Origin of the sequence: Halobacteriovorax sp. DA5 (assembly GCF_002903145.1) — a bacterium.
Lineage (GTDB): Bacteria > Bdellovibrionota > Bacteriovoracia > Bacteriovoracales > Bacteriovoracaceae > Halobacteriovorax_A.
In genome coordinates this window covers 268,072-281,116 of the sequence record NZ_PPDJ01000009.1, presented here as the reverse complement: position 1 = coordinate 281,116, position 13,045 = coordinate 268,072, and the positions used below count along the sequence as shown (strand labels likewise).

Below are 13,045 nucleotides of genomic sequence, written 5' to 3'. Positions count from 1 at the left end.
AGCTCCTCGAATTTTTATCGGAACTTCAGAGTGCAAACTTTAGATAAGTTTTTGACTAAAAATGCAGAGTTTTCACTCTATAATTTGGAAAATGAATCTTTAAGTCACCGATATCAGATGTAGCACAAAGTGTTTTACTCTTGTATAACGACAAAAAGAATTTATTGAAATCTGGATGGTTTGCAATGGCAAGATCAAAGTCATTAGTTACGACAGGTTGAAGCTCTTTCGATAAAACTTGATTATAAAACATTGCATGAGAAATTCGGTCAGAGTCTAAACTAAATGTGATAGCAACATAGACATCCTTACACTCTTTAAGGCGTCTTGACTCACCTTCAGAAAACCATTGCCAAAACGGAGAGCTTGGCTCGATTTTAGTTAAGAAAACATCATACATTAAATTAAGCTCTGAATACCAAGAGAGGCGTTGAAACTTCAAAGGATCATTCCAAGGCTTACCACCAGCAGTACCACCCTTGATAATAGATTCTCCGCCTTTGACAAAGTTCTTTGTCATATTTCCGCAAGAAGTTAATAAAACCAGGGCAAAAAGAGCTAAAATTTTAGTTTTCATGTATCCAATTATAAGTTTCTTTGAAAATAATGTCTTGTTTTTTTATGGTCTTTACAGAATTAAACTCAGGGATTTCGACCTCTTCTCTAAATTCACTCATAATTGTCTCAAAGATAATACTGTCTTTATTACTACTAAAGATTAAGTTTCGACATTGCATGAAATAGACGTTCAATTGAACTTTTTTCAAGATTTGGTTAAGAACAACTAGAGTCTTCTTTGTTACAAAGTTATTGGCTGTTAAGTCATTGCTTTGCTTTGATAGCTTAATATGAGAGCGTGACAAGAAATTTGGTTGCCATGGTATTTTAGATATTAATTCATTTTTTAAGTTCTTATTATATTCAGTTCTAATTTTAGGATTTAAGAATATATTACCTTTTACATTATCAAATAGCGTGGAATAAAAAAGAGAGATCAATGCACCTTGATTAACGGCCAGAGTATAAATCTCCTCACCTTGCGCAAGTTTACTATGTTGATATAGTTCATTTAAAAAATTCTTAACGTGATTAATACTTTCAAAGTGTCCACGTGTGCCAGAACTTAGGCCATGGCCAATATAATCAAAACAAACAACATTCACCCCTTCTTCCACAAGCAAGGGAATTAAACTATCGTAAGTATAGTGGCCTCCGCCAATATCATGAAAAAGAATGAGGGTTTTTGCTTCCTCATTACCTGAATGATACTCACGAATATAGATCGAAGTATCCATCTTAAATTAACCGATATAGCTTTTAATCGAGCTTTCAGCTTCGTCTGAGAGATTAACAAATCGGAGAGCAAAACCTTGGTTCTCATTAAGATGTCTTACTACTAGGCCCGAGGCAATAAAGTGGTAATCAGTATTTTCAGGGTGAACATTTAATGTGACCTCATCACCTACATTAAATGGAAAATTCGAAACGAGAACTTGCATACCACCGATTGAGATATCGCGACAAACTCCTTCAAATACCTGTTGAGAATCATGAAAGAACATACGAGCAACAAATGGCTTTCTTTGATTTAATCTTCTTTCATCATCTGTAATTAATGGAGGAACAGTCCCCATTACCTTCTTAGCAATTGGTGTTTCTGCTAAGAAAACCCATTCGTTTTCACCAGGAATATAGGCAAGAGTTTTTTCATTAATACGATTTTGCTGATAAGCCTTTTGTAAATCAATTACACTAAACGGCCCATACTCAACTTCTTCCATTCCTCGATCAAGACCAATTTTAATCGTAATTATTTTTTCATCATCTTTGATATCATCCCATGAATAAAGAACGACGTGCTGATCATCAATGACAGGAGGCATATCGAGCTCTGGAGGAAGTTCATCCATTACACGCTTATTTAATAAGTGTCCTAGCTCAGTTGCTTCTGAAATAAGTTTCCAATTATCAAATCCTTTAGTCCAAACATAGCTATCAGGTGTAAGCTTTCCTTTTCCAAATAGGACTTCAACCTCTTCCAATTCAACAGGTCCTACTCTTTCACCTTTTTCAACGTAATACCATTGTGCCATTTTCTTCTCCATTTGATTTGCACTTCCTATTTTAACCTGTTGATATCATTAACAAAATTAATGAAAAATATTGCCCCTAAGAAGCATCAAATGGGAATAATACTTTAGTAAAAAAGGCTGAATTATATTTAAGTTTTAGTTTTTCTTAACCGAAGAGTTAATTGATGAAAAAGATCTTACTTGTTTTGACATTATTATTCATGGCCTCTTGTGCGAAAGAAGAATTTGCGACTCGCAAGAATTCTGACTCATTTGGAACTGATCCAACTCAGACAGTAAACAGTGAAATGTGTTCTAAGTTTACTTATATTAGGCCACCTGTTGACCTACTCTTTGTTTGGGATAACTCAAGAAGTACCAGCTTTATTAGTAGCCAGACTAAAACGGCACTAAATAATGTTGTAAACAATATTGCGGATCGATTCGATTACCAGGTTCTTATGGCGCCTCTTATTGGTTCAGGAAATAATGAAACTTATTTCTTTTCTCGCTCAGGAATTAATCCTTCAGGAGTAACAACGATATCTCGTTACGCCGCTTCAAATGTCATCTCAAACTTCAGTGGTGCAACAGGAACAGAGGAAGCTGGACTTACTCGTATTAGAGACCTTGTAAAATTAAATCAATTAAATGGTGCCCTTAGAAAAGGTGCTCATACAATTATTGTGATCATGTCTAACGAGGATGATAACTCTTGGGTTCCTTCTGGTTCAGGTGTTTCAGGGAGACATCCAATCGGAGAAAGGTATATGAAAGGGATTTCTCATGATCTCCTTTGTATGCGTGGTAATTACAATGGCTCACTCTATGATCAATCTGTCTTTAGTAACGAAGAAAAAGCAATGTTTGGAATCACTCGTACGACTTATGCTACTTTTAATAGAACATGTAGTAATGTCGGAAACTACGAACTCGACTCATCAATGATGAGATTCATTTCTCTAGCTCCATCTGTTCAGCCTAGCTCTTACAATTGTCCGCAAATTAGCAAAGGTGAATTGAATTATTACTATCATAAAGCTAGTGATTTAATTTATAATCAACCATATAGTAATATAACAGGTAGTAATCCATATCCATTTCCACGTTCTAGTAATTCATACAACGGATTTGGCTACAACGATAATATTAACGTATGTACTCAGAGTAACTTCAATAATATTTTCGATCACGTAAATAATTCAATTGTTGATGCAATCCTTAAGCACAAATACAACTACTGGAAAGTTGCAGAACCAGGTGCTCTTATTGACCCAAATTCGTTAATCATCACGAAGTATGTAAGAGGAAGCTCTCAACCGGGTACACCAATCCTTGAAGGTGCAAGTAATGGCTATACCTATCTTGTTGGAGAAAAATATAATTTTGCTACAAGATACTCTCCTTCAGTTGGAGAGGAGCACTCAGGCCACTTTATTCGCTTAAATGGAAATGCAATTGTGGAATATCCAGAATGTTTAGTTGTAAGCTATCAAACACCACAAAACTTTTATGGTTACGTAAAACTTAATAGTAAGCCTGTTGAAAGTTCGATTACTCTTAAGATTAATGGGCAGACTATTAATAAGAGTTCGACAAATGGATGGCAATTAATGAAATCAGGATCTAATCCTGCTTATTATTCAAACTTCAATATTAAGGTGACAAGTCCAACAGATGACACTCCAGCGACACCTGTTATGAACGAAACTGGTTACTTCTTAAAACTTTATGGAAATGCTATTTATAGTGATGGTGCCAATGTTGAAGTAAACTTCTATCCAACTGGAAACTAATAACTATTACCGGCCTTTTCTTCATTTAAACGTTGCCAAGCAACTTGAAAGATTAGGCCCGGTAAAATTTTAATCAATTTATCCATATCAACAACATTAGTCATATTACCTTTGTCATCCACGAAAATATCTTCCACAATTCCCGCTAATATTGCAGGACGAATATCTTCAGCGTTAACAATCGCTTCACCTTCCTTAAGCTCAGCAATAACTGCAGATAAATCGGCAGAAGACTTTCCTTTAGTAATACCTTTTGCAAGAAGTTGATTCTTCATACGAGAAAGAATTAGATTGCACTTCTTCGTTGTTTTTATTTTCTTATCATCTGTTTTTATTTTTTCAGCATTAACAAAAGCTACAATACTTCGAAGATTTTCAAGATTAGGTATTTTTACAAGTTTTGGTTGTCCGTCCTTATCGTCTTCCATAACAATTAAACCTTCTCTTTTTAAAAGTTCAATCATCTCTTCAAACTTAATTTCAGAAACACCAAAGATATCGAATAGGTAATAACGAATTGAGCTAATATGAATACGGTGTGCACCATCCTCACCTTTTTGTGCGTGTACTTTTGATGATAGATAAATCCCTGCAAGAATTCTTAGGACATCTGTTGTGTGAAAGAAGACATACTCGCCAACTTTACCATCTTTACCGAAACCAACAGAATTGGTCTCAAGTGCCTTTACACGATCATTCGTCTTTCTCAAACGTTCAGCAAGAGTGTTAACGATTGTTTTAAACCATGGATTAAGACCCTGCATTGTTTTATCGAATGCAGAAAATGTAACGCGAACAACATCTGTAGGAACAATGGCAGCAGCAGAACAACTTCTTCTTGATCCCTTATCATCAAAATAGGCCATCTCACCAATAACTTCACCAGCACGAAGGATTGCAATTTCAACAAAGCCCTGTCCTTTTGGAATATAGAGTCTTATCTGTCCTTTTTGAATAATATAAAGAGAATCCGCTGGATCGTTTTGGTTGAAAAGAACTTCACCTGCTTTGAATCGAACGATACCAGATTTGTGTTGTTTTTGTGTTTGAGCTTGGGCCATCCATAGTCCTACTAAAAAGCAGGACTACGAAAGTCCTGCAAATTTATTTAATTTTTTCTAATATCAATGATAACGCCTCACCGCCACCGATGCAAATAGAGGCCAAACCGTACTTTGCATTTTGGTTTTTCATAGCAGTCATAAGTGTTACCACAATACGAGTACCAGAAGTTCCAATTGGGTGACCAAGTGATACACCAGAACCATAGATATTAAGTTTTGCGTGATCAATTCCCATTTCTGCCATCGCTGCCATTGGAACAGCTGCGAAAGCTTCATTGATTTCAAAAACATCAATATCTGAAAGTTTTAGTCCAGTTTTCTCAAGGTTCTTCTTCATTGCTTCAATTGGAGCAGTTGTAAACCAAGTTGGCGCTTGAGCGTGAGATGCCCAACCAACGATTTTAAATTCTGCTTGGTCTTTATATTCTTCACCTGCAAGAACAACAGCAGCAGCACCATCATTAATAGTTGATGCGTTAGCAGCAGTAATTGTTCCATCTTTTTTGAAAGCTGGTCTTAGACCAGGAATCTTATCAAACTTAGCCTTGAATGGTCCTTCGTCTTCAGAAACAACAACGTCACCTTTGCGACCTTTGATTGTTACTGGAGCGATTTCATCTTTAAAAATCCCAGCTTCGATTGCAGCTTGAGCTCTTTTAAAAGACTCAATTGAATAAGCATCTTGTGCTTCTCTTGTTAGGTTATATTTTTCAGTACACTCTTCTGCACAATTTCCCATTGCTTGGTCAGAATAAACATCCCAAAGTCCATCCCATTGCATAGCATCTTTAACTTCTGCTGCACCAAATTTTGCAACACCAGTTCTAGAGTTCATAAGCAAGTGAGGAGCTTGTGACATATTTTCCATACCACCAGCAACAACAACTTGATTGTCACCTGTCATAATTGACTGAGCACCAGAGATAATTGTCTTCATCCCCGATCCACAAACTTTGTTAATTGTTGTACATGGAGTCGCTTCGCTTAGACCTGCAAAGATTGCGGCCTGACGAGCTGGAGCTTGTCCAACACCTGCCTGAACAACGTTCCCCATAAATACTTCATCAACCTTATCTTTTGCGATTCCCGCTTTTTCAACTGCAGCTTCAATTGCCGTTGCACCTAAGCGAGTTGCTCCAACTTCTGCAAGTGAGCTTAAGAAACTTCCACTTGGTGTTCTAGCACCAGAAAGAATATAAACACTCATTATTTACTCCTTTTTATTTAGTCTTATTTAAAGTCCAGATATATTGACACACAAACAGTGGCTTGTTAATTATCTTCTACTTCTATATAGATTTTCGTAGCGTTAAAAAAGGATATTGCGAATGCTTTCAAGAACAAACGGGCCATTTTTAATTGATCTTCCAAATGAGTGGGCAGATTCTGTACTTGAACTTCTTCAAGATACGTATCGCAACGAGTTATTTGATGCTAATAAAGTTTTTGAAGTCTATGGAAGATTGCACAAAGGTGAAGTTCTAGTAATTGCTTCTCTTGTGGACACATCAAACCAAGCAGCTGCTGCTACAACATACTTTGCCTCAATGGATCTAGAAGAAAACGGTGACCACACTAAGCTTCTAGAAGGATTAGTGGATTCAATCGGTGCCTTCTTTGATCAATTCTTTGCAGACGAAAACTGGGATGATTACCAGGATATGTGGAAAGAAGAAACTTTCAAAGGTACACAACTATACTGCAAAGTGACAAGAGAGAATGTTGGCCTAACAATCCAGGCCGATAGACTACTAAACCAGTAACACGTCGCACCTATAGCTTTACCCTCGTTAACTTGCCAGAGCCTCTAATCTCTAATAGCATTTTTATATAAATATTCATTAGAGAGGGATTTTTATGAAAAAGCTATTATGTTTAGCGCTGCTACTTTTTTTAACTCAAAAGATTTGGGCACAAGAAGAAAGACACCGCACAGTGGAAGGCCAAATTAATTGGGGACCTTTTGTTAATTGTGAAATTTATAATAATTCACATAGGTTTATGACTGTTCTTGATTATCAATACACGATTACATACACGAATGGATTTCAAAGAACTTTTAACTACCGTTGCCAACATGGTTGCAACGTTAGAAGCTTTGACTTCACAAGGTTCTCAGGGCCAACAAATCATCCAAATATCATGGCCGCAACTTGCCGAGCTCATGTATTTAAAGAAAGAAGAAATCGTCGTAATTAATATAGCGAAAAAGAAAGCCTCCGAAATGGAGGCTTTTTTTATTTGAATAATTTTGCTCTGTACTTAGGCTTAATTAAATTTTCAACTGAAAGAATCTCATCTAATTCTTCTTCAGAAAGTAACTTCTTCTCAAGAACTAATTCTCGAATTGATTTCCCCGTCTTTACGGCCTCTTTTCCAATAACGTCACCCATGTGGTGGCCAATAAATGGATTTAAATATGTAATGATTCCAACTGAGTTTAAAACCATATTTGTCGTATGCTCTTCATTAGCTGTAATCCCTTCAACGCACTTCTCTTTTAAAGTTGTTGCCGCATGACTAAGAAGATCAACTGATTCAAATAGAGATTGAGCAATAACTGGCTCCATTACATTAAGTTGCAGTTGTCCTGCTTCAGCGGCCATTGTAATAGTCATATCATTTCCAATAACTTTGAAACAAACCTGATTTACAACTTCTGGAATAACTGGGTTTACCTTTGCTGGCATAATAGATGATCCGGCCTGGAGCTCAGGAAGATTGATTTCATTAAACCCACAACGTGGACCTGAAGAAAGAAGTCTTAGATCATTACAAATCTTTGAAAGTTTAACCGCTGTTCTTTTTAAAGACCCAGAGATCATGACATAAGCACCACAATCTGATGTTGCCTCAATTAAGTTTTCCGATTTTACAAAACTTTCTTCTGTAAATTTTGAAAGAAAACCGATGGCAAGATCAGAATAACGATCGTGAGCATTTAGTCCTGTTCCAATTGCTGTCGCACCTAAGTTAACTTCTAAAACAAGGTCACGACAACGAGAAAGAGAGCGCACTTCTTCACGAAGATTAACTGCCCATGAGTGAAACTCATCTCCTAATGACATAGGAACAGCATCCTGTAATTGTGTTCTCCCCATTTTTAAAACTTTTTCAAACTCAACGCCCTTCTTTTCAAAACTATCTGATAGCTCTTGAATTCGCTCAATTACTTTAGTCATATAAAAGAAAACTGCGACACGAAAACCAGTTGGATAAGCATCGTTTGTTGATTGAGATTTATTTACGTGATCGTTTGGATTTAAGACACTATAATCGCCACGTTTATGTCCATTCATTTCAAGAGCAACGTTAGCAATAACCTCGTTAGTATTCATATTTACCGAAGTACCAGCTCCGCCTTGAAAGACATCTGATGGAAAGTATTTTAAGTAATCATCAAGGTTTGCTAGGATTTCATCACAAGCGCTAATAATCATATCGCACTTATCATCTTCCATTGTACCAATTTCTTTATTAGCAGCTGCTGCTGCCTTTTTAGTAAGAACCATCCCCTTAACAAAATTAGGGTAGTCTCCAATTTTTGCATTTGATATTTGAAAATTATTTAGGGCCCTTTGCGTATGGATTCCATAAAGCATTTCATTATCTATTTCTAATTGTCCGAGTAAATCTTCTTCAATTCTTGTCTTCATAAAATTCTCCAATAATAGAAGTATTTAAGCACAAGAACATAAAAAAGGCCCTCAAAAGAGGGCCTTAAAAGCATAGGAGTATGAGTTATTTATTAACCCTTGATTCTGAAGACCTCTTGCATCATTTTATCTGCTGTAGAGATCGTCTTAGCATTAGCTTGGAAGTTTCTTTGAGACGTCATTAGGTTAACGAACTCATTTGCAATATCAACGTTTGAAAGTTCGATCGACTTTGAAAGAACTTGTCCACGTCCTGCTTCACCTGGTTTCCCCATTGCTGGTTGACCAGAGTTTTTAGATTCTTTAAAAAGGTTTTTCCCCATTTTGAAAAGACCTTCGTTATTATCAAATTTTGCAATAGCGATTTGAGCGATATCTCTTGTTTCACCATTGTCATAAACTGCAGTAAGGATACCATCATCGTTGAACGATAGAGATCCAAGAGTAGCAGCTGATGCACCATCTTGAGTGTGTCTAGCAACTGCAGACCCTGAACCATACTGAGTTGAAGCATCAGTACCATCTCCACCTTCAGAGATTGATTCACCCCATGAGAATTCAATTTTTTGACCTTGTTGTGCACCTTTATTGAAGTTGAAAGCATTTGAAGACTCTACTTCTTCTTGAAGCTGACCTTTGTCGTTGAAGATAAGTTGACCTTGTGCCATTTCAACCATAGTTCCTGCTTCACCACCTTGAGCATCAGCACCGTCAACCATTGCACGGTAAGTCCAGTTATTATCAGCAGTCTTATTATAATAAACAGTAATTAATCTAGCTGTACCTACGTTATCGTATACAGTCATTGAAGAAGAAAAGTTTGAAGTTTCTTCTGGATTATTTGGATCAAATTGCTTAACAGAAGCTCTTGAGTCTAAGTTCATAGAAAGCTTAACTTTTTCCGTTGCTTGAGCTGGAATCGTTGTGTTTCCTAACTTAATCTCACCTTCTTTATTTGTAAGTGTTCCATCTTCATTTGATTTGAAACCAATTACTTTATATCCATCACCGTTAACAAGCTCACCGTCTTTGTTAAAGTGCATTGAACCATCTCTAGAGTATCCATTTCCGAATGGAGCTTTTACCTTGAAGAAACCATCACCTTGAATAGCAAGGTCAGTGATCGATTCAGTTCTTGCAACATCACCTTGAGTCATGATTGGCTTAATGTGAGCTAGCTTTGTACCAGCACCGAACTGATCTCCACCTTCGATCCCTTTTAGAGAGACTGCAAGTACATCTTGAAATTCAGCTCTAGAAGCTTTAAAACCATGTGTCCCAGCGTTTGAAATGTTGTCTGAAACAACGTTCATTCCCGCTCCAGAAGCGCTTAAACCAGATACACCAATGTTAAATGACCTTAAAATACTCATTCGTCCCTCCTAGACTAAAACTAAATCTAAACTGCTCTGTTAGATCCAGATCTAAAAACGACTAAATGGAATAAAGATTTTAAAAGATGTGTTTACAACGACAGGCAAACACGAAGCTTCCGTTAGGACCAGCTAATTAAATCTTAAACCAATACAGTCGAATCAATTTTTGTAAATACGTTACTCTCTATACTTCCCTTATCAATGGCCGTTACCACCTTCTTGGCCGGTACATCCACGATATAGGCTGCTTTATCTGTAATTACTAAAGAATCCTTTCCACCCTTACTTTGAAGTTTTTGAAAAGCATCCTTAAGTTTAAAAAACTCGTTACTATCAATATCAATATTTCGCTCTTGCAATCTCTTCGCTGCATGAGTCGAAAGTTGAATTCCGTGTTCTCTTTGAGTTTGCGCTAACTGATCTAACTGATGCGCTTTATTGATCTTCTCATTTGAGATCTGCTCATTTAAAAGGTTTTTAAATTCTGATTGAGCAGCTTCGTTTCCACCAACATTACCAAGACGGTTACGAAGATCAACTTTCTTCGAACCAGGAATCTGGCTTACATTTGGAATATGAAAATTTGAAATATCTTTAGTTCCCATTTATTTCCAATTATTGGTTAGCGGAATTGTTAATATTATTATAGTTTTGTGCCGCCCTCTTTTGCAATGCGGCAATATTTTTATCGTTCACTTCTGAACCTGTATTAGAAGCTAGTTTGAAGCTATCAACATCACGTAAGAAAACTTTTTTTCCATTTTCTAATGTGAAAATTGTCTCTCCATTTTCAAAATCAACACCATTAACAACACCTGTCGATTTTGTTTCACCCTTAAATTTATTCATGTCCTTATCAAAGGCCCAAACTTCAAGTGTGTAATCACCTTTTGCAGCTCTTGTATTATCAAGTTGACGGCCATTCCAAGCAAGAGTGTGTTGTCCTCTTCCAAGATTTTCTGCTTCAACCTTTCCAATTAACTGGCGATTTTTATCATAGATATTAACCATAACATTCTTAGCTTCTTTATCTAAGAAAAATGGAACATCTTTTTTATACGATTGGCCATCATAACTAACTGAGGCACCTTTCGTTAAAATTTCTTTTCCTAAGAAACTAGCACCGAAAAACTTGAGCTCTTGAGGGTCATTCTTACCCATTTTATCGAGCTTAGCATTCATATTTGTCATCTGCTCTAATTGAGAGAATTGTGCAAGGTCAGCAGATAGCTGTTTTTGATCCATCGGCTTCATTGGATCTTGATTTGTAAGCTGGTGAGAAAGAAGCTTTAAGAAACCATCTTGGCCCATTTTATTGTGCTCTTTTTCATCAACAAACTTTTGATCAACAATATCATTACCAGCAATACGGTTTAGTTGCTCACCAACCGATTCACCTCGACTATTGCCCTTCGTTTGACGTGGGCCCATACCGATTTGTGAAAATGAATTTCTCTGTTGTGGTTTTCCAATTTCTGGCATTATGCACCTATGCGTTCGCTATACTCTTGCCATCTTCTTTGACGGCCTTCTCTTGCATCTTGAAAACTATCAAATGCAAAAGAATCTTCACTATCTAATTGTCTCGCATATTCAGACTCATTTCCACTCATTTTTGAAGAGGAGATTTTGTCCGCTTGCCTTTCACTATTACGCTTTTCATTCTTAAAGCTTTCAGATTGTGAAGCAGTATCGCTCATTTGACCAGACGTGGCCGTATGGATCTTAAAGTCAGCTACTCTGATTCCTTTCATATCAAGATTTTTAAGTAGCTTAACTTCGTTTTCCTTAAAGAATTCTTTCGCTTCAATTGTTGAAGCTTCAATATTTAATGCAATCATACCATTAGCGTCTTTATTAGCCGTTACATTAAAATGTCCAAGTTCATTATGCTTTACAAGAACTTGTAGAGACTTACTATTTTCAATTCGATTCATTTCGATATAGTTAGTCACTTCTTTAATCATTTGATCAGCATTCGTTACGTTTGAAAGATCAAGAACTTCTGGTGCTTTCGCAAGATTGATTTCAGCTTTAAAATCATTTGCTGTATTCGAATTTCCAAGTGCACCAATTAAATTATTTTGAACCTGTTGTGGTGCTCTTCTATCACCTTTTGCTGTAATATCTGATGAAAAGTCTTCAACCTTAGCTTCATTTTTCACACGAATAATTGAGTTATTCTTCTGTGATGCTTCTTTTGTAAACTTATTCATATGTAAGCTATTTGAAGCTTTCATTTCATTTGCAGGTTGATTATTTAATACTTGGCGATTAGCAATAAAATCTGCACTACTCGTCAACTGATTACTTTGTAAACTAGGTGCTTTCTTACCTTTAAGTAGGTTTGTTGGTGCCATTCTTAAAAGATTCGTGTTTTCACGAGGAGCTTCAACTTCTCTATCTGGTGAAACTTGCGCTGTTTCAATAATTGCTTGTGTGTGCTTACCTAGTAGAGCATTAGTCTTAACACCATTTGAAGCTAGTTTTGGTGCTTGCTTGTTTTCAGTTGAATTTTCTAATTTTGAGTTAACAAGTGTTGTTTTTGCTTTTTGTAATTCAACAATATTCTTTGTTCCAAGAATATTATCAATATCACTGTGCTTACCAACTGATCTATTCTCTGCTGTACTTGCTGAGCTTAAAGTTGAAATTAAAGATGTCGGTGTTGAGTGTTTGGCCATGGCCTTTGCAATCTTTGGACTATTTGAATCTTTAATTAGCGAGCTAGTATTTGCTTTTCCCTCTTTAAGAAGCTCTCTTACTTCTTGATGAGTGATTTTTTCGTTAACTGGATTTTTAAGATTATGCTTTTGCGATTTTGACACTAATCCCTTGGCCACATTCGTAGTCAGAAGTGATTCTTGTCCTTTGGACTCCCCACCATGAAGAAGTTTACTAAACTCTTCTTTTTGTCCTTTAGAAAGCTTCTTATTGGCATGACTAGAAAGCAGGTTATCGAGAGAAACAGTTTTCGCACTAGTCTGCGACTGCTCCTTCATCCCCTTTGCTTTTAAGTTATGTCCAAGTAAGTTTTTAAGCATTATTCTTTGTCCCTTTTTTTAACGCCTTGCAATATCT

General features: G+C 36.5%; 13 protein-coding genes. 3 read left to right on the top strand and 10 right to left on the bottom strand.

The annotated features are described in order from the left end of the window. Positions 1-55: 55 nt before the first annotated feature. From C0Z22_RS13890 to C0Z22_RS13880, 3 genes are read right to left on the bottom strand one after another with little or no spacing between them, the layout of a single operon-like run. Positions 56-577 carry a hypothetical protein gene (locus tag C0Z22_RS13890; protein ID WP_103218967.1) on the bottom strand — a complete coding sequence of 174 codons (522 nt, stop codon included), beginning with the start codon at positions 575-577 and terminating at the stop codon, positions 56-58. Beyond that, on the bottom strand, positions 567-1,295 hold the full coding sequence (locus C0Z22_RS13885; protein ID WP_103218966.1) for an alpha/beta hydrolase: 729 nt from the start codon (positions 1,293-1,295) through the stop codon (positions 567-569). Before C0Z22_RS13885 ends, C0Z22_RS13890 begins: the two co-directional genes overlap by 11 nt. Before the next feature lie 6 nt (positions 1,296-1,301). Next, the gene (locus C0Z22_RS13880; protein ID WP_158246935.1) at positions 1,302-2,093 is read right to left on the bottom strand and encodes a GYF domain-containing protein; all 792 of its coding nucleotides are present in this window, start codon (positions 2,091-2,093) and stop codon (positions 1,302-1,304) included. Positions 2,094-2,257: 164 nt separating this feature from the next. Here C0Z22_RS13880 and C0Z22_RS13875 point away from each other — a divergent pair, with 164 nt between their 5' ends. Then, positions 2,258-3,868: a hypothetical protein gene (locus C0Z22_RS13875; RefSeq protein ID WP_103218964.1), complete on the top strand. Its 1,611-nt coding sequence runs from the start codon at positions 2,258-2,260 to the stop codon at positions 3,866-3,868. Here the strand turns inward: C0Z22_RS13875 and C0Z22_RS13870 are convergent. Then, positions 3,865-4,929, bottom strand: a complete 1,065-nt coding sequence (locus C0Z22_RS13870; RefSeq protein WP_103218963.1) for a Crp/Fnr family transcriptional regulator — start codon at positions 4,927-4,929, stop codon at positions 3,865-3,867. The genes C0Z22_RS13875 and C0Z22_RS13870 overlap by 4 nt on opposite strands. 43 nt (positions 4,930-4,972) lie before the next feature. After that, complete coding sequence (locus C0Z22_RS13865) at positions 4,973-6,139, bottom strand: thiolase family protein (protein ID WP_103218962.1); 1,167 nt, start codon at positions 6,137-6,139, stop codon at positions 4,973-4,975. A 121-nt stretch (positions 6,140-6,260) separates the two neighbouring features. On the opposite strand from C0Z22_RS13865, the gene C0Z22_RS13860 reads away from it, so the two are divergent. Both C0Z22_RS13860 and C0Z22_RS13855 read left to right on the top strand, forming a co-directional pair. Continuing rightward, on the top strand, positions 6,261-6,695 hold the full coding sequence (locus tag C0Z22_RS13860; protein WP_103218961.1) for a hypothetical protein: 435 nt from the start codon (positions 6,261-6,263) through the stop codon (positions 6,693-6,695). Between the two features lie 94 nt (positions 6,696-6,789). Beyond that, entirely contained in the window at positions 6,790-7,131 is a 342-nt protein-coding gene (locus C0Z22_RS13855; protein ID WP_103218960.1) for a hypothetical protein, read from the top strand. Positions 7,132-7,169: 38 nt separating this feature from the next. On the opposite strand, the gene aspA is transcribed toward C0Z22_RS13855, so the two are convergent. The 5 genes from aspA to C0Z22_RS13830 all read right to left on the bottom strand — a co-directional run bounded on the left by aspA (position 7,170) and on the right by C0Z22_RS13830 (position 13,008). Next, complete coding sequence (aspA, locus tag C0Z22_RS13850; RefSeq protein ID WP_103218959.1) at positions 7,170-8,588, bottom strand: aspartate ammonia-lyase; 1,419 nt, start codon at positions 8,586-8,588, stop codon at positions 7,170-7,172. 92 nt (positions 8,589-8,680) lie between these two features. After that, positions 8,681-9,961, bottom strand: a complete 1,281-nt coding sequence (locus tag C0Z22_RS13845; RefSeq protein ID WP_103218958.1) for a flagellar hook protein FlgE — start codon at positions 9,959-9,961, stop codon at positions 8,681-8,683. Positions 9,962-10,104: 143 nt separating this feature from the next. After that, positions 10,105-10,569 (bottom strand): TIGR02530 family flagellar biosynthesis protein, encoded by a 465-nt coding sequence (locus C0Z22_RS13840; RefSeq protein WP_103218957.1) that lies wholly within the window; start codon positions 10,567-10,569, stop codon positions 10,105-10,107. A gap of 10 nt (positions 10,570-10,579) precedes the next feature. Continuing rightward, complete coding sequence (locus tag C0Z22_RS13835) at positions 10,580-11,446, bottom strand: flagellar hook assembly protein FlgD (RefSeq protein WP_103218956.1); 867 nt, start codon at positions 11,444-11,446, stop codon at positions 10,580-10,582. Then, complete coding sequence (locus C0Z22_RS13830; RefSeq protein ID WP_103218955.1) at positions 11,446-13,008, bottom strand: hypothetical protein; 1,563 nt, start codon at positions 13,006-13,008, stop codon at positions 11,446-11,448. The genes C0Z22_RS13835 and C0Z22_RS13830 overlap by 1 nt, the downstream gene beginning before the upstream one ends. Positions 13,009-13,045 lie beyond the last annotated feature (37 nt).

What these genes read in the sequence shown, in the direction of transcription:
- C0Z22_RS13890 (WP_103218967.1), bottom strand. Translation starts at nt 577, where the DNA reads ATGAAAACTAAAATTTTAGCTCTTTTTGCCCTGGTTTTATTAACTTCT.
- C0Z22_RS13885 (WP_103218966.1), bottom strand. Translation starts at nt 1,295, where the DNA reads ATGGATACTTCGATCTATATTCGTGAGTATCATTCAGGTAATGAGGAA.
- C0Z22_RS13880 (WP_158246935.1), bottom strand. Translation starts at nt 2,093, where the DNA reads ATGGCACAATGGTATTACGTTGAAAAAGGTGAAAGAGTAGGACCTGTT.
- C0Z22_RS13875 (WP_103218964.1), top strand. Translation starts at nt 2,258, where the DNA reads ATGAAAAAGATCTTACTTGTTTTGACATTATTATTCATGGCCTCTTGT.
- C0Z22_RS13870 (WP_103218963.1), bottom strand. Translation starts at nt 4,929, where the DNA reads ATGGCCCAAGCTCAAACACAAAAACAACACAAATCTGGTATCGTTCGA.
- C0Z22_RS13865 (WP_103218962.1), bottom strand. Translation starts at nt 6,139, where the DNA reads ATGAGTGTTTATATTCTTTCTGGTGCTAGAACACCAAGTGGAAGTTTC.
- C0Z22_RS13860 (WP_103218961.1), top strand. Translation starts at nt 6,261, where the DNA reads ATGCTTTCAAGAACAAACGGGCCATTTTTAATTGATCTTCCAAATGAG.
- C0Z22_RS13855 (WP_103218960.1), top strand. Translation starts at nt 6,790, where the DNA reads ATGAAAAAGCTATTATGTTTAGCGCTGCTACTTTTTTTAACTCAAAAG.
- aspA (WP_103218959.1), bottom strand. Translation starts at nt 8,588, where the DNA reads ATGAAGACAAGAATTGAAGAAGATTTACTCGGACAATTAGAAATAGAT.
- C0Z22_RS13845 (WP_103218958.1), bottom strand. Translation starts at nt 9,961, where the DNA reads ATGAGTATTTTAAGGTCATTTAACATTGGTGTATCTGGTTTAAGCGCT.
- C0Z22_RS13840 (WP_103218957.1), bottom strand. Translation starts at nt 10,569, where the DNA reads ATGGGAACTAAAGATATTTCAAATTTTCATATTCCAAATGTAAGCCAG.
- C0Z22_RS13835 (WP_103218956.1), bottom strand. Translation starts at nt 11,446, where the DNA reads ATGCCAGAAATTGGAAAACCACAACAGAGAAATTCATTTTCACAAATC.
- C0Z22_RS13830 (WP_103218955.1), bottom strand. Translation starts at nt 13,008, where the DNA reads ATGCTTAAAAACTTACTTGGACATAACTTAAAAGCAAAGGGGATGAAG.